Origin of the sequence: Amycolatopsis sp. FBCC-B4732 (genome assembly GCF_023008405.1) — a bacterium.
Classification (GTDB): domain Bacteria; phylum Actinomycetota; class Actinomycetes; order Mycobacteriales; family Pseudonocardiaceae; genus Amycolatopsis; species Amycolatopsis pretoriensis_A.
Window position 1 is genome coordinate 6,158,870 of sequence record NZ_CP095376.1, and the last position, 18,732, is coordinate 6,177,601.

The following is an 18,732-nucleotide window of genomic DNA, read 5'->3' on the forward strand; positions in this document are numbered from 1 at the left end:
GCATGGCCAAACCGACGCCGCTGCAGTTCCGCAACCTCCTCGTCGCCCTGCTGGCGGCGGCGGGCTTCGTCTGGAGCGTCGTGACCGGCCTGCCGTGGTGGGTCAGCGCGATCGTCGGCTGCGCCTGCGTCCTCTCACTGGCTTCGGCCTACCTCAACCGGCCCGGGGCGAACAGCTAGCGTGACCCCATGACGACGATCTGGGGCGTCCACAACGACCAGCCCCAACTGGACCTGGTCGCGAACGGATTCGTGTCGATCGGCTGGGACGACCTCGGGGATCTCACCGATCTCAAGGACGATCGCGAGGACGCGAAAGAACGGGTCGCCCGGAAACGTCCGTACCTCAAGCCGGGCGCCATCCCGGTCACCGCCGGGACGCTGCTTTCCTTCCGGCACCGGATGCGGCCCGGGGATCTCGTGATCTACCCGTACAAGCCGGACAGCACGATCAACATCGGCCGCATCACGGGTGACTACTACTTCGCGAAGGACGCTCCCACGCACGCCAACCGGCGACCGGTGACCTGGCTGCGGACGAGCATCCCCCGCACGACGTTCTCCCAGAGCGCGCGCTACGAAATCGGCTCGGCCGTGACCGTGTTCCAGGTCAAGCAGCACAAGCAGGAGTTCCTCGACTTCCTCGACGGTGCGACTTCGGCCACGGCCCCGTCAGTGGCCGAAGCCGAACCCGAAGCCGCCGCGGACGAAGCCGCGGATCAGCCCGATCCCGAACGGATCGAGACCTACACCCGCGACTTCATCATCGAGACCCTGATGACCAAGCTCGAGGGGATCGACTTCGAGCACTTCGTCGCCCACCTCCTCGGGGCCATGGGGTACCGGACCGAGGTGACGAGCCCTTCACGGGACGGCGGCTACGACATCCTGGCCTCGCACGACCCGCTCCTGCTGGAGCCGCCGATCGTCAAGGTGCAGTGCAAGCGCACGACCTCGTCGATCGGCCGCCCCGAGGTTCAGCAGCTGACCGGGACACTCGCGGCCGGCGGGTCCGAGCTCGGCTTGTTCGTCACACTGGGCAGCTATTCCGCCGACGCGCAGCACGAAGAACGGCACCGCCAGAACCTCCGCCTGATCAACGGCCGCCAGCTGGTCAAGCTGATCTTCGAGCACTACGACAAGTTCAGCCTCGAGTACAAGCGCCTTCTCCCGCTGCGGCCCGTCTACATCGTGGACAGCACGCTGAGCTAGCGCGTCTTCGAGAACCGCGCCTTCAGGTTCGTGCGGCCCGCCTCCGTGAGGCGGCCGAAGAGCCGCAGGCGGGCCAGGCCGCCGTCCGGGTAGATGTCCAGGCGGGCCTCCGTCACCTCCGGGGCGTCCTTCACGGCGAAGCGGTGGCGGGTGTCCGGTTGCAGGCGCGTCTTCGGGAGCAGGTCCACCCACTCGCCGTACGTGTCGCGGCCGCTGACCGACGCCCAGCCCGGGGCGTTGCCCTTCAGGTTGCTCGTGTCCAGTTCCGCGAAGCGGACGATGCCCGCGCCCGCCAGGCGCAGCGTCACCCAGTCGTTGCCGGCGTCGCGGCGGCGGGCCGTCTCCCAGCCCTCCGCCTGGTGGGCCGCCAGGCCCGGGGACAGCAGGTTGTTCGGCGACGAATAGAACTTGTTGCTGCAGCCCGTGACCACCGCCCCGTTCTCCAAGGCCGCCAGGTCGAGCGCGTCCAGGTCGAGCAGGTCCGGGTCCGGGATCGGCAGGCCGTGGACGCGCAGGCGGGCGACGCCGCCGTCCGGGTGCTGCGTCAGGCGTACGTGCGTGTACCGGCGGGAACCGTTGATCGCGTAGAAGTTCTCCGTGTGGCCGGCCGCCGGGGCTCGGTCGACCAGGACGTCCCAGTCGGCCGATGCCAGCTCCGCCGCCGAGGGGTAGCCCGGGACCGAGGTCGCCTCCACCGAGACGTGCGGCGGGTAGTTTCCCTTGAAGAACGCCGTGTCCACGATGACGCCGGTGACCGTGCCCGCCAGGCCGAGCCGGAGGACGGCTTGGTCGTCGCCCGGTTCGCGGTGGCGGCGGGTTTCCCAGCCGTCGTAGACCTGGCCCTTGGGGCCGAACGTCTCCGCGCGGTGGGCCGGGACCCACGGGTTGACCAGGTTCTCCTTCTCGGCGAACAGCTCGTCGGTCGCCCACATCACGGTCCCGCCGAAGCGCCGGGACGCGAGGTCGGGCAGTTCTGTCCACTCAGGACGGTCGGACACCACAGCCTCCATTTCAGCAGTTCCCCCGGGTCAGCAGCGCGCCATGCGGCGCGTCGCCGGTGATTTCGGTGCCCCGCAGCCACGTCGAGCGCACCACGCCGGCCAGCGGACGGCGGTCGTAGGCGCTCACCGGGTTGCGGTGCTTCAACTTCGCGACGTCGACGACGAACGCCTCGTCCGGCGCGAACACGCAGAAGTCGGCGTCGTAGCCCACCGCGAGGTGGCCCTTGCGGCGCATCCCGGCCTGCGCGGCCGGGCGCTCGGCCATCCAGCGGATGACGTCGGTGAGCGCGAACCCGCGTTGCCGCGCCTGCGTCCAGATCGCCGGCAGGCCCAGCTGCAGGCTGGAAATCCCGCCCCACGCCTCGCCGAAGTCGCCGCTGTCGAAGCGTTTCAGCTCCGGCGTGCACGGCGAGTGGTCGCTGACGATCGTGTCGATCACGCCGTCGGCGAGCCCCTGCCAGAGCCGCTCGCGGTTGGCCGCCTCGCGGATCGGCGGGCAGCACTTGAACTGCGTCGCGCCGTCGCGGATCTCCTCGGCGACGAAGCTCAGGTAGTGCGGGCACGTTTCCGCCGTCAGCGCCACGCCGTCACGGCGGGCCGCGGCGATCAGCGGCAGGGCGTCCGAAGAGGACAGGTGCAGGATGTGCGCCCGCGCGGAAGTGCGGCGGGCCGCCTCGATCACGTGCGTGATGGCGAGATTCTCCGCCTGCCGCGGCCGCGAGTGCAGGAAGTCGACATAACGACCGCCGTGCGGCTCCGGCGCCGCACCGATCTCGTGCGCGTCCTCGGCGTGGACGATCATCAGCGCGTCGAAGGAACTCAGCTCCCGCAACGCTTCATCGAGCCCGGCCGGGTCGAGCGGCGGGAACTCGTCGACGCCGGAGTGCAGCAGGAAGCACTTGAACCCGAACACGCCGGCGTCGTGCAGCCCGCGCAGGTCGGGAACGTTGCCCGGGATCGCACCGCCCCAGAAGCCCACGTCGACGTGCACGCGCCCGGCGGCCGACTTGCGCTTCACCTCCAGCGCCGCCACGTCCACCGTCGGTGGCAGGCTGTTCAGCGGCATGTCCACGATCGTGGTCACCCCGCCCGCGGCGGCCGCGCGGGTCGCCGTTTCGAAGCCCTCCCACTCGGCGCGGCCGGGGTCGTTGACGTGGACGTGCGTGTCGACGAGTCCCGGCAGCAGCACGACGTCGCCGCCGAGGTCGAGGACGCGGTCGCCGGACAGCGAAGCGCCGCCGGGTTCGACCGCGACGATCCGGCCGCCGTCGACGCCGAGCGTCACGGGAACTTCGCCCTCGGCCGTCACGGCCCGTGGGGCGCGCACCACAAGATCCATCCGAAAGCCCTTCGCCGGGAGGATGAGCACCATCGATTCCACAGAACGGAAAGACGGTTTCGCACAACGACAGTAACCACGGCGCGCGCCGCTCGTCAACGACGGACGCGGCGCGTTACGGTCGACCCGTGCGGCTTGAAGCGGAGTTCACCAGCGAACCGTTCCACGGCGAAGGTTCGCCGCCCGAACACGCCGTCGCCGCTCGCGACGCCGCCGCGGAAGCGGGACTGGACACCGACTTCGGGCCGCTCGGCACCCTCGCCCGCGGCGAGGCGAAGGAGCTGCTCGAGGCCCTGCCGTCGATCGCGAAAGCGGCCTTGGACGGCGGCGCCACCCGCGTCACGCTGCAGCTGCGCCGGGCCGACGACCCCGGGGGCGCGCCGGTCGTCGAGCTGAACGACGCGCTGGCCCGGCTGATCGCCGACGTCGAGCGCGAACTGGGCGCCAAGCTCGGCGAACTCGACCGCGCGGGCAAGCAGCGCGCGGTCCGGCTGCTGCGTGAACGCGGGGCCTTCGGCCTGCGGAAATCGGTCTCGTCGGTGGCCGACGCGCTGGGCGTCACCCGGTTCACGGTCTACAACTACCTCAACCGGGAAGCGGACTGACCAGCGCTTTCAACAAAATGTTGACGGAACTCCGGGGCCGACGTACGGTCAGGCCGTGCTGCTCACCGAGTTCAACACCGCCGACGTCCGCCCGCTGCTGACCGAGTGCCTCGCCGTGCCCCGGTGGGTCGACGCCGTGCTGGCCGGGCGCCCGTACGCCGACGTCGACGCGCTCAAAGCCGCCGCCGGCCTGCCGTTGAGCAGCGACGAGATCCGGCAGGCGATGGCCGCGCACCCGCGGATCGGGGACAAGCCGGCGGACGGCTTCGCGCGCTCCGAACAGTCCGGTGTGGACAATCCGGACGCGTTCGCCGCCGCGAACGCCGAGTACGAAGCCAAGTTCGGGCACGTCTACCTCGTCTGCGCCAGCGGCCGCAGCGGCGACGAGCTGCTGAAGATCCTGCGCGAGCGCCTGGACAACGACCCCGCGACCGAACTGGCCGTCGCCGGGCGCGAACTCCTCAAGATCGCCGAACTCCGACTCGCGAAAGCGGTGACCGCGTGAACGAGCCTGCGAGTGAACCATCCAACACTGCGCTTCCGGCTCAGGCGGCACCGAGCGCCAGCGAGGTGTGCGCGTGAGTCTCGTGACCACCCACGTCCTGGACACGGCGAAGGGGTGCCCCGCCCAGGGGATCGCCGTCCGCTTCGAGACCGCCGACGGGAAACCGATTGCTGAGGGCCGCACCGACGACGACGGCCGCGTCCGCGACCTCGGCCCGGAAACCCTCGAGCCCGGCGTCTACCGCCTGGTCTTCGACACCGGCGCCTACCTGGGCCCGGACGCGTTCTTCCCGGAGGTCGCGCTGACCTTCCGGATCCTCGACGGCACCGCGCACCACCACGTGCCGCTCCTGCTCAGCCCGTTCGCCCATTCGACCTACCGAGGGAGCTGACCGTGGCCATCACCCTGGGCCCCAACCAGTACGGCAAGGCGGAGGTCCGCCTGGTCACGGTGCGCCGCGACGGCCCCGTGCACCACCTGAAGGACCTCACCGTGTCGACGTCGCTGCGCGGTGAGCTGGCCGCGACGCACCTGACCGGCGACAACGCCGGCGTGCTCGCGACCGACACGCAGAAGAACACCGTGTACGCCTTCGCGAAGGAGGCGCCGGTCGGCGAGATCGAGGACTTCGGCCTGCGCCTGGCCCGCCACTTCGTCGGCACGCAGCAGAACATCACCGGCGCGCGCGTGAAGATCGACGAGCACGGCTGGGACCGGATCGCGGTCGGCGACGAGCCGCACGACCACGCGTTCAGCCGCTCGGGTGACGAGCGGCGCACGACGGCCGTGACGGTCCAGGGCGACCGCGCGTGGGTGGTGTCCGGCATCGACGGCCTGACGCTGCTCAAGTCCACCGGTTCGGAGTTCCACGGCTTCCCGCGCGAGGAGTACACGACGCTCGCCGAGACCGACGACCGCATCCTCGCCACCGCCGTCACGGCGAAGTGGCGCTACCAGGGCTTGGACGTCGACTGGGCGGAGAGCCACCGCGAGATCCGGCGCGTGCTGCTGGCGACGTTCGCGACGAAGCACAGCCTTTCCCTGCAGCAGACGCTGTACGCGATGGGGCAAGCGGTGCTGGAGACCCGCGAAGAGGTCGCCGAGGTCCGGCTGTCGCTGCCGAACAAGCACCACTTCCTGGTCGACCTGAGCCCGTTCGGGCTGAAGAACGACAACGAGGTGTTCTACGCCGCGGACCGGCCGTACGGCCTGATCGAGGGCACAATCCTGCGTGACGACGCCGAGGACCCGGGCCCGGCCTGGGACCTCCACTGAGCGGAGCTTTCGTAGGGAAAGTGCCGTCCCCGCACTTTCACGTGAAAGTGCGGTGGATAGATCGCTCTATCATGGGGGCGTGGCAGGGACCAAGGAACGCATCATGGCCGCCGGAGCGGAACTGTTCCGGCGCAACGGCTACACCGGCACCGGGCTCAAGCAGATCGTCTCGGAAGCGAACGCGCCCTTCGGGTCGCTCTACCACTTCTTCCCCGGCGGCAAGGAGCAGCTCGGTCAGGAGGTCATCCGCACCTCCGGGCTCGCCTACATCCAGCTCTTCGACCTCTTCATCGTGCCCGCGCCCGACCTGATCAGCGGGATCGAAGCCTTCTTCGCCGCCGGGATCGCGACGCTCGAAGCCACCGACTACGTCGAGGGCTGCCCGATCGCGACCGTCGCGCTGGAAGTCGCGAGCACCAACGAGCCGCTACGCCAGGCCACCGCCGACGTCTTCACGGCGTGGATCGACGCCGGGACCGAGAAGTTCGCGAAGTTCGGCATCGGCACCGAAGCCGCCCGGACGTTGACGATCACCGCCGTCAACAACCTCGAAGGCGCGTTCGTGCTCTGCCGCTCGCTGCGCGACACCGAAGCGATGGCCGTGGCGGGCGCGGCGACCGTCGACGTCGCTCGCCGGCTCCTCAACGAGAACACACAACTTTAGTCGGGAATCCAACACGAATACTCAAGATGGCGCTTGACCGCACAGCAGGGGACACGGAAGCTTCTTTTCTCCTCCTCCCCCACCGCTGTCGGTTGGAGCTGCCATGCGCCGTGTCCTCGCTGTCCTCGCCACCGCCGTAGCCGCCCTCGGAATCGTGTCCCCACCCGCCGACGCCCTCGAAAACGGCCTCGCGCGGACGCCGCCGATGGGCTGGAACACCTGGAACACCTTCGAGTGCAACATCAACGAGACGCTGGTCAAGCAGACCACCGACCTGATGGTCAGCTCCGGGATGCGCGACCGCGGCTACACCTACGTCAACCTCGACGACTGCTGGATGACCCGCACCCGCGACAGCGCGGGCAAGCTCGTCGCCGACCCCGCGAAGTTCCCCGGCGGCCTGAAGGCGCTCGGCGACTACATCCACGCGCGCGGGATGAAGTTCGGCATCTACGAGAGCGCCGGCTCCGAGACCTGCCAGCACTACCCCGGCAGCCTCGGGCACGAGCAGACCGACGCGAACAGCTACGCGAGCTGGGGCGTCGACTACCTCAAGTACGACAACTGCGGCAGCCCGGCCGGGGAGAACCAGCAGGACTACGTCCGCCGCTACGCCGCGATGCGCGACGCGCTGAAGGCCACCGGCCGCCCGATCGCCTACAGCATCTGCGAATGGGGCAACTTCAGCCCGTCGACCTGGGCGCCGGACGTCGGCAACCTGTGGCGCACCACCGGCGACATCACGAACAACTGGGGCAGCATCGACTCGATCTACCGCCAGAACGTCGGTCTCGCGGCCGCGGCGAAGCCCGGTGCCTGGAACGACCCGGACATGCTCGAAGTCGGCGACGGCATGGACTTCCAGGAGGACCGCGCCCACTTCACGCTCTGGGCCGCGATGGCCGCGCCGCTGATCGCGGGCGCCGACCTCCGCTCCGCCAGCGTCGCCACGTTCTCGACGTACCTGAACGGCGACGTCATCGCCGTCGACCAGGACACCCTGGGCAAGCAGGCCCGGCGGATCTCGTCGTCCGGCGGCCTGGACGTCCTCGCGAAACCGCTGTCCGACGGGGACGTGGCCGTGGTGCTGTTCAACGAAAACGGCGACACCCGCACGGTCTCGACGACGGCCGCCGCGGCCGGGCTGCCCGCCGCGTCGAGCTACCGGCTGACCAACCTGTGGTCGAAGGAGCTGACCACGAGCACCGGGACGATCAGCGCCGCGGTTCCTTCGCACAGCACGGTGATCTACCGCGTGAAGGCCGGCGCGTCCGGCTCGAGCACCGGCACCGCGCAGCCCCTGCAGGGCGCGTCGTCCTCGCGGTGCGTCGACATCAACGGCAACGTCACCACGCCCGGCACCAAGGTCGACATCTGGGACTGCGACGGCGGCGCGAACCAGTCCTGGACGTTCACCGGTGCCGGTGAGCTGAAGGCCGGCGGCCTGTGCCTGGACGCCGACGGCGGCACCAGCGCCGCCGGGACCAAGCTCATCGTCTGGACCTGCCACGGCGGCGCGAACCAGAAGTTCAAGCTCGCCGCGGACGGCTCGATCACCCAGGCCGGGCTCTGCGTCGACGTCACCGGCGGGGACAAGCCCGCCGGCAACGTCAACGGCGTCCAGCTCGAACTCTGGGGCTGCAACGACGACGCCAACCAGAACTGGTCGCTCAAGCGCTGATCAGGTGCCGGTGAGGTGCTCCGGCCGGACCGGGACGCGCGGGAGCGCGAGCCCGGTCGCGGCCCGGATCGCCGCCACGATCGCCGGGGTCGACGAGATCGTCGGCGGCTCGCCGACCCCGCGCAGGCCGTAGGGCGCGTGCGGGTCCGGGCGCTCCAGGACGTCGATGCTCATCGGCGGCACGTCCAGGACCGTCGGGATCAGGTAGTCGGTGAAGGAGGGGTTCCGGATCTTCCCGCCGGAGGTCTGGATCTCCTCCATCACCGCGAGCCCGAGCCCCTGCGCGGAACCGCCCTGGATCTGGCCCAGCACGGCCTGCGGGTTGAGCGCCTTGCCGACGTCCTGGGCGCAGTCGAGCGCGACCACCTTGACCAGGCCCAGCTCGACGTCGACGTCGACGACCGCCCGGTGCGCGGCGAACGCGTACTGCACGTGTGCGGTCCCCTGCCCGGTCTCCGGGTCCAGCGCGGTCGTCGGCCGGTGCCGCCACTCCACGGTTTCGTCGTAGACGTCGTCGCCGAGGACGTCCACCAGGTCGGCGAGCACCTGGCCGTCGGCCGCGACGAGCTTGCCGCCGACCACGCGCACCCGCTGGTCGAACCGCGACAGCAGCTTCGCGCGCACCGCACCGCAGGCGGCCTGGACCGCGCCGCCGGTGACGTAGGTCTGGCGTGACGCCGACGTCGAGCCGCCGTTGCCGATCGAGGTGTCCATCGGCAGGATCGTCACCTGGTCGACGCCCAGTTCGGTCCGGACGATCTGCTGCATGATCGTGACGAGCCCCTGGCCGACCTCGCAGGCCGCGGTGTGCACGGTCGCCGCGGGCTCGCCGCCGACGAGCTGCAGGCGCACGCGGGCCGTCGAGTAGTCGTCGAAGCCCTCGGAGAAGCAGACGTTCTTGATCCCGACGGCGTAGCCGACCCCGCGGACGACGCCTTCGCCGTGCGTGGTGTTCGAGACCCCGCCCGGCAGGTGCCGCAGGTCGAAGGGCCGCTCGGGCGGCATCGGCTTGTCCTGCACCAGTCCCAGCAGCTCGGCGACGGGGGCCGCCGAGTCGACGGTCTGGCCGGTCGGCATCAGGTCGCCCTCGCTCATCGCGTTGCGGACGCGGATCTCGACCGGGTCCAGGCCGCAGGCGGCCGCGAGCTTGTCCATCTGGGACTCGTAGCCGAACGCCGCCTGCACCGCGCCGAACCCGCGCATCGCACCGCACGGCGGGTTGTTCGTGTACGTACCCCAGCAGTCGATCGTGACACTGTCCACTTTGTACGGCCCGGCGCCGAGGGTGGCGGCGTTCGCGACCACCGCCCCGGTCGAGGACGCGTACGCGCCGCCGTCGAGGTAGAGCCGCGTGCGCACGTACACGAGCCGGCCGTCGCGGGTGGCGCCGTGCTCGTAGTACATCTTCGCCGGGTGGCGGTGGACGTGGCCGTAGAACGACTCTTCGCGGTTGTAGACCATCTTCACCGGCTTGCCGGTGTGCAGGGCGAGCAGGCACGCGTGCACCTGCATCGACAGGTCCTCGCGGCCGCCGAACGCGCCCCCGACACCGCCGAGCGTGAGCCGCACCTTCTCGACCGGCAGGCCCAGCGCCGCCACGATCTGCTGCTGGTCGACGTGCAGCCACTGCGTCGCGACGTAGAGGTCGACGCCGCCTTCGGTGTCCGGCACGGCGAGCCCGGACTCCGGCCCGAGGAAGGCCTGGTCCTGCATGCCGACCTCGTAGACGCCGGAAACGACGACGTCCGCGGCGAGTTCTTGCGGACCACGGCGGATCTTCACGTGCCGCACGACGTTGCCGCCGTCGTGCAGCGAAGCGCCTTCGCCCGCGACAGCCGCTTCGGAGTCCGTCACCGGCTCCAGCTCTTCGTAGGAGACGGCGATCCGCTTCATCGCGCGGCGCGCGGTCTCCGGGTGGTCGGCGGCGACCAGCGCGACCGGTTCGCCCTGGTACCGCACGACGTCGGAGGCGAGCACCGGCTGGTCGGAGTGCTCCAGGCCGTACCGGTTGACGCCCGGGACGTCTTCGTGCGTCAGCACCGCGTAGACGCCGGGCACGGCGAGGGCGTCGGTGATGTCGATCGCGGTGATCCGCGCGTACGGGTGCGGGCTGCGCAGCGTCACGCCCCACACCATGTCCTCGTGCCAGAGGTCCGAAGAGTAGGCGAATTCGCCGCGGACCTTGACCGTGCCGTCGGGTCGCCGCGGCGACGTGCCGACGCCGTCGGCCGCCTGCGTGCTGACGGTGGTGGTCATCCGGCCTCCCTCAACCGGGCGCTCGCGGCCGCCAGCTCGCGGGCGATCGCGGACTCGTCGGCTTCGCGCAGGGTGGCGTCCTCGACGATCGCCTTGCCGCCGACGAACAGCCGGCGCAGCGGCGGCGTCGTGCCGAGCACCAGCGCCGCGACCGGGTCGGCGATGCCCGCGTGGTTCAGGCCGGTCAGGTCCCAGACGGCGAGGTCCGCGAGCTTGCCGGGTTCGATCGAGCCGAGATCCGCCGCGCGGCCCAGGCAGCGGGCGCCGCCCATCGTGCCCATCCACAGCGCTTCCCGCGTGGTCAGGCCGCGGGGCCCGCCGCGCTGGCGGGCCTGCAGGAGCGCCTGGTGCAGCTCCTCGGCGAGGCCGCCGGACTCGCTGGACGCGGCCCCGTCGACGCCGAGACCGACCGCCACGCCCGCGTCGAGCAGGTCGCGGACCGGGGCGATGCCGGCGCCGAGCCGGCCGTTGGACGTCGGGCAGTGCGCCGAGCCGGTGCCGGTCGCGCCGAAGCGGCGGATCGCGTCGGGCGCGAGGTGGACGGTGTGCGCGAGCCAGACGTCGTCGGCGAGCCAGCCCAGCTTGTCGGCGTACTCGGCGGGCGTGCAGCCGACTTCGGCGAGGCACTGCTTCTCTTCGTCGAGCGTCTCGGCGAGGTGCGTGTGCAGCCGGACGCCCTTGCGGCGGGCCAGCTCGGCCGCGCCGGACATCAGCCGTTCGGTGACCGAGAACGGCGAGCACGGGCCGACGGCGATCTGCAGGTGGGCGCCGGGCGAGTCGTCGTGGAAGCGGCCGATCGCGGCTTCGGTGCCGGTCAGCGCGTCCTCGGTCGTCTCGACGAGGTTGTCCGGCGGCAGGCCGCCGTCGGACTCGCCGCGGTCCATCGACCCGCGCACGACGTGCAGCCGGACGCCGATCCGCTGGCGGGCCGCGGCCAGCGCCGCGACCTGGTCGCCGCCGTCGCGCGGGAAGACGTAGTGGTGGTCGGCGACGGTGGTGCAGCCGGTCAGCGCCAGGCGCGCCATCCCGGCGGTGCCGGCGGCGTGGGTGATCTCGTCGTCCAGGCGGCCCCAGACCGGGTAGAGCGCGACCAGCCACTCGAAGAGCGTGTGGTCGGCGGCCAGGCCGCGGGTCGCCCACTGGTAGAGGTGGTGGTGGGTGTTGATCAGGCCGGGCGTGACCAGGCAGCCGGCGGCGTCGACGCGCTCGTCGAACTCGCCGGTGTAGACGCCTTCGCCGACTTCGGCGATCCGGTCGTTCTCGACGACGACGTGGCCGGAGGCGTACTCGGGGCCGGAGACGGTGGCGATCGCCGCGTTCGCGATGAGGGTCTTCACGCGACACCACCCTTCGCCACCGCGCGCACCGCGTCCAGGATCTTTTCGTAGCCGGTGCAGCGGCAGAGGTTGCCGGCGAGCGCTTCGCGGATCTCCTCGTCGCTCGGGTCGGGGACGCGGTTCAGCAGGTCGTGCGCGGCGACGACCAGGCCAGGGGTGCAGAAGCCGCACTGCACGGCGCCGTTGTCCACAAAGGACTGCTGGAGCGGGTCGAGGGTGTCGCCGTCGGCCAGTCCCTCGACCGTGCGGACCACGCGGCCCTCGGCCTGCCCGGCCGCGACCAGGCAGGCACACACCGGCACTTCGTCGAGGTAGACCGTGCAGGAGCCGCATTCGCCCTGCTCGCAGGCGTTCTTCGAGCCCGGGAGGCCGAGCCGCTCGCGCAGCACGTAGAGCAGGCTTTCGCCCTCCCAGACGTCGTCCGCCTGGCGGTCTTCGCCGTTGATCGTGACATTCAGGCGCATGCGCGCTCCCCCGTCCGGTGGTCGTCCCAGGCCCAGGTCAACGTACGCCTCGCCAGTACCCCCAGCGCGTGCTTCCGATACGCGGCGCTGCCGCGGACGTCGTCGATCGGCGACGTCGCTTCGGCGACCAGCTCGCCGAAGCGGCGCTTCAGGGAGTCGGGCAGCGCCTCGGCCGAGCCCCACGGCAGTTCGGCGGCCAGGAACTCTTCGGCTTCGCGGGCGTGGCGGGGCGTCGGGGCGGCGGACCCGATCGCGGCGCCCACCTTCCCGTCGCGCAGGGCCAGCGCGAACGAGCAGACCGCGATGACCATCGCGTTGCGCGTCCCGACCTTGGCGAACTGCTGCGGGCCGGCGTGCGCGGGCAGGTGGACGGCGGTGATCAGCTCGTCCGGCTCGAGCGAGTGGCGTTTCACGCCGACGTAGAACTCCTCCGCGCGGAGGAGCCGGGTCCCCCGCACGGAGGCCACCTCGATCCGGGCGTCGAGGGCCAGCAGCACCGGGTGGGTGTCCCCGGCGGGGGACGCGGCGCCGAGGTTGCCGCCGACCGTGCCGCGGTTGCGGATCTGCGGCGAGCCGACCGTGCGGGACGCCATGGCCAGCGCGGGGACGGATTCACCCACTTCGGCGATCACGCGGGTGTACGGGACGCCGGCACCCAGCCGGACGGTGCCGTCCGATGTGGACCACTCCGTCAGCCCGGGCACCGTGGTCAGGTCCAGCATGGCTTCGGGGCGCCGGTGGTCGAAGTTCAGCTCGACCATGACGTCGGTGCCGCCGGCGATCGGCACGGCGGCCGGCCGCTCCGCCTTGAGGGCGAGGGCCTCGGCGAGCGTCTTGGGACGCAGGAACTCCACTCGTGCTCCTTTGTGAGGGCGATGGACCAGTAGACGCCAAACCGGGCACGGGCGGCAACGGCACGGCGCATGAAACGCACAGCAGCGAACCCGGGGACGTTTGTGCTTTCCTACAAGCCTGATGACGACCGTGAAAACTCTGCTCGGCCTGCCGCGGCTGCGGCTGCGCCCGCTGGCCGGGGCCGACCTGCTCGACCGGCCCGTGACGCGCATCTACGTCACGGAGCTGCCCGACCCCGGACGGTACCTGTCGGCGGGCGAACTGGTGCTGTCCGGTCTGCTCTGGTGGCGGCGCCCGGGCGACGCCGAGCCGTTCGTGGCCGCGCTGGCCCGCTCGGGCGCGGCTGCGCTGGCCGCGTCCGGCGCCGATTCCGGCGGGATCCCGGCCGACGTGGTCGACGCCTGCGCGCGGCACCGCATCCCGTTGCTGGAAGTGCCCACCGACCTGTCGTTTTCGGTGATCACCGAGCAGGTGGTGCTGGCGCTGGCCGCCGCGTCCGACAGCGCGCGCAAACGTTTGCAGGCCGCCGCGGACGCCCCGGTCGAGACGCTGCTGGAGCGCGCGTCGGCGGAGCTCGGGCTGCCCTGCTGGGTGCTTTCCGGCCTCGGCCGGGTGATCGCCGGCGCCGCCGCGCTGCCCCTGCCCGCCGAAGACGTCGTCCGCCGGTACGCGGCCCGCGAGCCCGGGCCGCTGACGGTGCTCCCGGTCGAGGGGCGCCAAGCCGTGCCGTGGCTGATCGCCGCCGGCGGCCCGCTGAGCACGGCGCAGGCCGAGCTGGCGGAGGAACTCGCGGGGCTGATCGGGGTCACCCGGGCGCGGACCGCCCCGGCCGAAGCCGAGCTGCCGGCCTCGGCCCGCGTCGTCGCGCTGCGGACCGAGGGCAGCGACGAGAGCCGGGACGTCCTGCGGGAGCTGCTGCCGGACGGGCTCCTGCTGGAGTCCACCGGGGACACGTCGTACGCGGCGACGACCGCGCAACCGTCCACACTGGAGCTGTCCACTGTGGAACCTCTGCTCCGGGCGACGCGGATCCTGTGCGGGGTCAGCGAACCGGCACCGCGGACCGAGGCGTGGGAGACCGCGCGGTACGCGGTGGGGGTGGCGGCCCGGCGGCCGGGCCGCGTCGTGGTCGTCCCCGCCGCCGACGTCGCGGCGCACCAGCTGCTGCTCGCCGGCGCCCCGGACGGGGTCCGCGCGGCCCTGCGGCGCCGGGTGCTCGGGCCGCTGCTGGCCTACGACGCCGAGCAGCACACGGACCTGGTGCACACGGTCCGGGTGTTCCTGGAGTGCTCGGGTTCGCCGACGCGGGCGGCGAAGGCGTTGCACGTCCACGTCAACACGCTGCGCTACCGCATCGGCCGGGCGGGCGAGCTGCTCGGCGCGGACCTGACCGAGTTCACCGACCAGCTCGACGTCTACCTCGCCCTGCGCGCCGGCGACGAGGGAGGGTGATCGGGCGGGCGGACCGCTGCGGCACACTCGGGGCGTGGGTAAACGGAAGCGCGTCGCCGTCGAGGAAGCCGTCTCGTGGGCCGGGGCGGTGCCGACGGCCGAGGAAGCTCGGGACACGCTGCTCGCCGCCGCCCACGGGACCGCGCGGGGTACGGCGGACCGGCTCGCGCCCGGCCTCGAACTGCCTGCCGAGGTGGCCGAGGGCGCGCACCTGGCCGGGCAGCAGGTCATCGCGCGGGTCTGCCGGGGCGGCTGGCTGCCCGAGGACCTGGACCAGGCCGCCCGCCGCCGCGTCGACGAGTTCGCCCGGTCCTGCGTGCTCGACGCGCTGGCCGCCCACGTCGAGCAGTTCGCGCCCGCGACGGTCCACCCGCGCTGGCGGGAGCAGCTCGAAGACGTCGGCGCCGTGCGGTGGTGGCCGGACCCGCACCTGACGCACTGGGCGGCCAAGCACATCCTCACCCCGGCCGAAGCGCTGACGACCGTGATCGAGGCGCTCGGCTTCCTGCTGACCCTGCCGCCCGTCACCCTCGTCCTGCCCGTGCCGGGGACCGCGACCCCGGAGCGGCCCGCGCACCACGCCGTCGACGAGAAGAAGCTCGGGCGGGTGCGCGCGCTGCTGGCGAAGGCCGAGTCGAGCTCGTTCCCGGACGAGGCCGAAGCTCTCTCGGCGAAGGCGCAGGAGCTGATGACCCGGTACGCCCTCGACCGCGTGCTCGTCGAGGCCGGCGAGGCCGCGCCCGAGCTGCCCGCGGCCCGCCGGATCTGGCTCGACACGCCGTACGTCGACGCCAAGTCGCTGCTGGTGCACGTCGTCTCGAAGGCCGACCGGTGCCGGGCGGTCTTCGACCCGCGCTGGGGGTTCGTCACCGTCGTCGGCGACGAGGCGGACCTGGACTCCGTCGAGCTGATGACGACGTCCCTGCTCGTCCAGGCGACGCGGGCGATGATCGCCGACCCGGCCGGGCGGTCGCGGGCGTTCCGGAAGTCGTTCCTCGTCTCCTACGCCACCCGCATCGGCGAGCGGCTCGACCAGGCCGCCGAAGTGACGATCGCGGAGGCGCCGGACCGGGACCGGCTGCTGCCGGTGCTGGCGTCGCACGAGCTGAAGGTCGAGGCGGCCTTCAGCACCCGGTTCCCCGAAGTGGTGCACAAATCGGTGACCGTGCGCAGCCACGAAGGCTGGGGCGCGGGCCGCGAGGCCGCCGACCGCGCCCGGCTCGGCGAGTGACTCCGGTCACCGGACGCGCCCCCGGGACACTCCCGGCCGCTGCTCAGCCTTCGCGCCGCGCGTACTTCTCCAGCTCCGGCCGCCCGAACGACAGCTCGCTCTCGTCGAGCGCGCCGCAGTCGAGGCCGCGCAGCAGGTACACCGCCAGCGCCTGGGCCGTCGCCGGTTCGTCGAGCACGCCCCCGGCCTTCTTCTCCGCGTACGCGCGCAACCGGTCCACCGCCTCGGCGAACCCCGAGCGGTAGAACGTGTACGTCGCCGCGAAGCGCGTCGGGAGCTGGTGCGGGTGCAGGTCCCAGCCCTGGTAGAAGCCGCGTTCCAGGGACCGCCGCACCAGGCGCAGGTGTTCGGCCCACGCCGCGGGCAGCGCGTCGCCGACCGGGAGCTTGTTCGTCGAGCCGTCCGACAGCCGGACGCCGGTGCCCGCCGCCGAGACCTGCATCAGGCCCTTGGCGAGGTCCGCCGCCGGGTGCTCCATGCTCTGGTACGCCGCCGCGATGCCGAGGCCGGCGCTGTAGTCGTACGTCCCGTAGTGCAGGCCCGAACACCGGCCTTCGGCCGCCTGCACGATCCGCGGCACCGCGAGCGTCCCGTCGATGTCCACAATGGACTGCGACGTCTCGATCTGGACCTCGAACCGCAGCGTCCCCTCGGCGAGCTCGTACGCGGATTCCAGGCGCGCCAGCACTTCCGCGGCCACCGACACCTGCTCGATCGCCGTCACCTTCGGCAGCGTGACGACGAACCCGGGCGGCAGCGGCCCGTTGCCGAGCAACCCGGTCAGGAACAGGTCCAGGGTGCGGATCCCGCGCCGGCGCGTCGCCGCCTCGAAGCTCTTGAACCGGATGCCGCAGAACGGCGTCCCGCCGGTGGTGGCCAGGGTCTGCCCGGCCGCCAGCGCGGCGGCGTCCTCGACGTCGTCGGGGACGCGGCCGTAGCCGTCCTCGAAGTCGATCCGCAGGTCCTCGATCGGCTCGGTGAGCAGCTTGGCGCGCACGCGTTCATACCCGGACGCGTCGAGCCCGAGCAGGTCCTCGTGCTCGACGAAGACACGCATCGCCTGCTTGCCCCAGTCGGCGACCAGGCGCGTCCGGTACTGCGACGCCGGCACGTACACCGTGTGCACCGGCTGCCGGCCCGGCCGCTCCCCCGGGTACGCCGCCGCGACGCGCGCGTCGGCCTCGGCCAGACGCGCGTCCGCGGCGGCGTAGACGTCTTCGGGAAGACGCACCTACTTGATCCGCTCGTAGGCGGGCAGGGTCAGGAAGTCCGGGAACTCGTCGGCCAGCGCGACCTGCTCGAACAGCTCCACGGCGGGCTCCAGCTGCTCGGGCTTGAGCTCGCCGGCCAGCTCGCCGCGGACGTCCGCGAGCACACCGCGGACCAGCTCCGAGGTGACGGTGTCGCCGGTGTCCAAAGTGGTCCCGTTCTTGACCCACTGCCAGATCTGCGAGCGCGAGATCTCGGCGGTGGCGGCGTCCTCCATCAGGTTGTGGATGGCCGCCGCGCCGTTGCCGCCGAGCCAGGACGCGATGTAGCGGACCCCGACGTCGACCGCCGCGCGCAGGCCGGCCGCCGTCGCGCCGCCCGGCGTCGAAGCGACGTCGAGCAGCTGGTCGGCGGTGACGGAGACCTCGTCGCGGGTACGGCCGAGCTGGTTGGGCTGGTCGCCGAGGACCTTGTCGAACTCCTCCTTGCAGAGCTCGACCATGCCCGGGTGCGCGACCCACGAGCCGTCGAAGCCGTCGCCGGCCTCGCGGGACTTGTCCGCGTGGACCTTGTCGAAGGCGCCCTTGTTCGTCTCGGGGTCCTTGCTCGGGATGAACGCGGCCATGCCGCCGATCGCGAACGCGCCGCGCTTGTGGCAGGTGCGCACCAGCAGCTCGGTGTAGGCGCGCATGAACGGCGCGGTCATGGTGACCGAGTTGCGGTCCGGCAGCACGAACTTCTCGCCCGCGTCGCGGAAGTACTTGATGACGCTGAACAGGTAGTCCCAGCGGCCGGCGTTGAGGCCCGACGCGTGCTCGCGCAGCTCGTAGAGGATCTCTTCCATCTCGAACGCGGCCGGGATGGTCTCGATCAGCACGGTGGCGCGGACGGTGCCGTGCTCGATGCCGAGCGCCTTCTCGGCGTGGGTGAAGACGTCGTTCCAGAGCCGCGCTTCGAGGTGGCTCTCCATCTTCGGGAGGTAGTAGTACGGGCCCTTGCCGCGCTTGAGCAGCTCCGCCGCGTTGTGGAAGAAGTGCAGGCCGAAGTCGACCAGCGCGCCGACGCCCTCGCGGCCGCCGAACTTCAGGTGGCTCTCGGGCAGGTGCCAGCCGCGCGGGCGGACCACGATCGTGGCGTGCTCGACGTCCTTGAGCGCGTAGCTCTTGCCGCCGCTCTCCAGGGTGATGGTCTCGCGGACGGCGTCGTACAGGTTGACCTGGCCGGAGACGACGTTCACCCAGTGGGGGGTGTTGGCGTCCTCGAGATCGGCCAGCCACACCTTCGCGCCGGAGTTGAGCGCGTTGATGGTCATCTTGCGGTCGGTCGGCCCGGTGATCTCGACGCGGCGGTCCCGCAGCGCGGCGGGCGCGCCGGCGACCTGCCAGTCGCTCTCGCGGATCTCCTTCGTCTCCGGCAGGAAGTCGAGCCTGCCGGTGGTCCGGGCCTCCTCGCGGCGCTTGCTCCGCGCCTGGAGCAGCTCGTCGCGGCGGCCGGCGAAGGCGTCGTGGAGGCCGGCGAGGAAGGCGAGCGCCTCCGGCGTGAGGATCTCGTCGCCGCGCTCGACCGGGTCGCCCAGCACCTGGACTTCAGAAGACATGGGGAAACACCTCGAGGGTTCGGATCTTTGGATAACGGCCCTACGGTTTT

General features: G+C 71.7%; 18 protein-coding genes. 10 read left to right on the plus strand and 8 right to left on the minus strand.

Annotated elements, in window-relative coordinates; all coding sequences use genetic code 11:
• Positions 1-2: 2 nt before the first annotated feature.
• Entirely contained in the window at positions 3-179 is a 177-nt protein-coding gene (locus MUY14_RS26830; protein ID WP_247013043.1) for a hypothetical protein, read from the plus strand.
• A 9-nt stretch (positions 180-188) separates the two neighbouring features.
• Positions 189-1,211 carry a restriction endonuclease gene (locus MUY14_RS26835; RefSeq protein ID WP_247013045.1) on the plus strand — a complete coding sequence of 341 codons (1,023 nt, stop codon included), beginning with the start codon at positions 189-191 and terminating at the stop codon, positions 1,209-1,211.
• On the opposite strand, the gene alc is transcribed toward MUY14_RS26835, so the two are convergent.
• Both alc and allB read right to left on the minus strand, forming a co-directional pair.
• A complete protein-coding gene (gene alc / locus MUY14_RS26840; protein ID WP_247013047.1) occupies positions 1,208-2,221 on the minus strand; it encodes an allantoicase in 1,014 nt (337 codons plus the stop codon). The genes MUY14_RS26835 and alc overlap by 4 nt on opposite strands.
• Before the next feature lies 1 nt (position 2,222).
• Entirely contained in the window at positions 2,223-3,551 is a 1,329-nt protein-coding gene (allB, locus tag MUY14_RS26845; RefSeq protein WP_247013049.1) for an allantoinase AllB, read from the minus strand.
• Positions 3,552-3,679: 128 nt separating this feature from the next.
• Between allB and MUY14_RS26850 the strand changes: the two genes are divergently transcribed.
• From MUY14_RS26850 to MUY14_RS26875, 6 genes are all read left to right on the plus strand, one after another.
• On the plus strand, positions 3,680-4,156 hold the full coding sequence (locus MUY14_RS26850; RefSeq protein ID WP_247013051.1) for a helix-turn-helix domain-containing protein: 477 nt from the start codon (positions 3,680-3,682) through the stop codon (positions 4,154-4,156).
• 55 nt (positions 4,157-4,211) lie between these two features.
• Entirely contained in the window at positions 4,212-4,661 is a 450-nt protein-coding gene (locus MUY14_RS26855) for a 2-oxo-4-hydroxy-4-carboxy-5-ureidoimidazoline decarboxylase (RefSeq protein WP_247013053.1), read from the plus strand.
• 73 nt (positions 4,662-4,734) lie between these two features.
• Positions 4,735-5,052, plus strand: coding sequence for a hydroxyisourate hydrolase (gene uraH / locus MUY14_RS26860; protein WP_247013055.1), 318 nt, complete (start codon positions 4,735-4,737; stop codon positions 5,050-5,052).
• A gap of 2 nt (positions 5,053-5,054) precedes the next feature.
• On the plus strand, positions 5,055-5,936 hold the full coding sequence (gene pucL / locus MUY14_RS26865; protein WP_247013057.1) for a factor-independent urate hydroxylase: 882 nt from the start codon (positions 5,055-5,057) through the stop codon (positions 5,934-5,936).
• Positions 5,937-6,039: 103 nt separating this feature from the next.
• The gene (locus MUY14_RS26870; protein WP_247025251.1) at positions 6,040-6,600 is read left to right on the plus strand and encodes a TetR/AcrR family transcriptional regulator; all 561 of its coding nucleotides are present in this window, start codon (positions 6,040-6,042) and stop codon (positions 6,598-6,600) included.
• A 103-nt stretch (positions 6,601-6,703) separates the two neighbouring features.
• Positions 6,704-8,281: a ricin-type beta-trefoil lectin domain protein gene (locus MUY14_RS26875; RefSeq protein WP_247013060.1), complete on the plus strand. Its 1,578-nt coding sequence runs from the start codon at positions 6,704-6,706 to the stop codon at positions 8,279-8,281.
• On the opposite strand, the gene pucD is transcribed toward MUY14_RS26875, so the two are convergent.
• The 4 genes from pucD to MUY14_RS26895 are packed head-to-tail and all read right to left on the minus strand — an operon-like array spanning position 8,282 to position 13,192.
• Entirely contained in the window at positions 8,282-10,537 is a 2,256-nt protein-coding gene (gene pucD, locus MUY14_RS26880) for a xanthine dehydrogenase subunit D (RefSeq protein ID WP_247013062.1), read from the minus strand. It lies immediately after the preceding gene.
• Positions 10,534-11,874: an 8-oxoguanine deaminase gene (locus MUY14_RS26885; protein ID WP_247013063.1), complete on the minus strand. Its 1,341-nt coding sequence runs from the start codon at positions 11,872-11,874 to the stop codon at positions 10,534-10,536. Before MUY14_RS26885 ends, pucD begins: the two co-directional genes overlap by 4 nt.
• Complete coding sequence (locus MUY14_RS26890; protein ID WP_247013065.1) at positions 11,871-12,338, minus strand: (2Fe-2S)-binding protein; 468 nt, start codon at positions 12,336-12,338, stop codon at positions 11,871-11,873. Before MUY14_RS26890 ends, MUY14_RS26885 begins: the two co-directional genes overlap by 4 nt.
• A complete protein-coding gene (locus MUY14_RS26895; protein WP_247013067.1) occupies positions 12,329-13,192 on the minus strand; it encodes a xanthine dehydrogenase family protein subunit M in 864 nt (287 codons plus the stop codon). The genes MUY14_RS26890 and MUY14_RS26895 overlap by 10 nt, the downstream gene beginning before the upstream one ends.
• 121 nt (positions 13,193-13,313) lie before the next feature.
• Between MUY14_RS26895 and MUY14_RS26900 the strand changes: the two genes are divergently transcribed.
• Both MUY14_RS26900 and MUY14_RS26905 read left to right on the plus strand, forming a co-directional pair.
• Positions 13,314-14,645: a PucR family transcriptional regulator gene (locus MUY14_RS26900; protein WP_247013069.1), complete on the plus strand. Its 1,332-nt coding sequence runs from the start codon at positions 13,314-13,316 to the stop codon at positions 14,643-14,645.
• Positions 14,646-14,679: 34 nt separating this feature from the next.
• Positions 14,680-15,876, plus strand: a complete 1,197-nt coding sequence (locus tag MUY14_RS26905; RefSeq protein WP_247013071.1) for a DUF2786 domain-containing protein — start codon at positions 14,680-14,682, stop codon at positions 15,874-15,876.
• A gap of 43 nt (positions 15,877-15,919) precedes the next feature.
• On the opposite strand, the gene MUY14_RS26910 is transcribed toward MUY14_RS26905, so the two are convergent.
• Together MUY14_RS26910 and aceB are read right to left on the minus strand one after the other, a co-directional pair.
• A complete protein-coding gene (locus tag MUY14_RS26910; protein WP_247013073.1) occupies positions 15,920-17,107 on the minus strand; it encodes a DUF6986 family protein in 1,188 nt (395 codons plus the stop codon).
• Positions 17,108-18,682 (minus strand): malate synthase A, encoded by a 1,575-nt coding sequence (aceB, locus tag MUY14_RS26915; protein WP_247013075.1) that lies wholly within the window; start codon positions 18,680-18,682, stop codon positions 17,108-17,110.
• Positions 18,683-18,732: the final 50 nt, after the last annotated feature.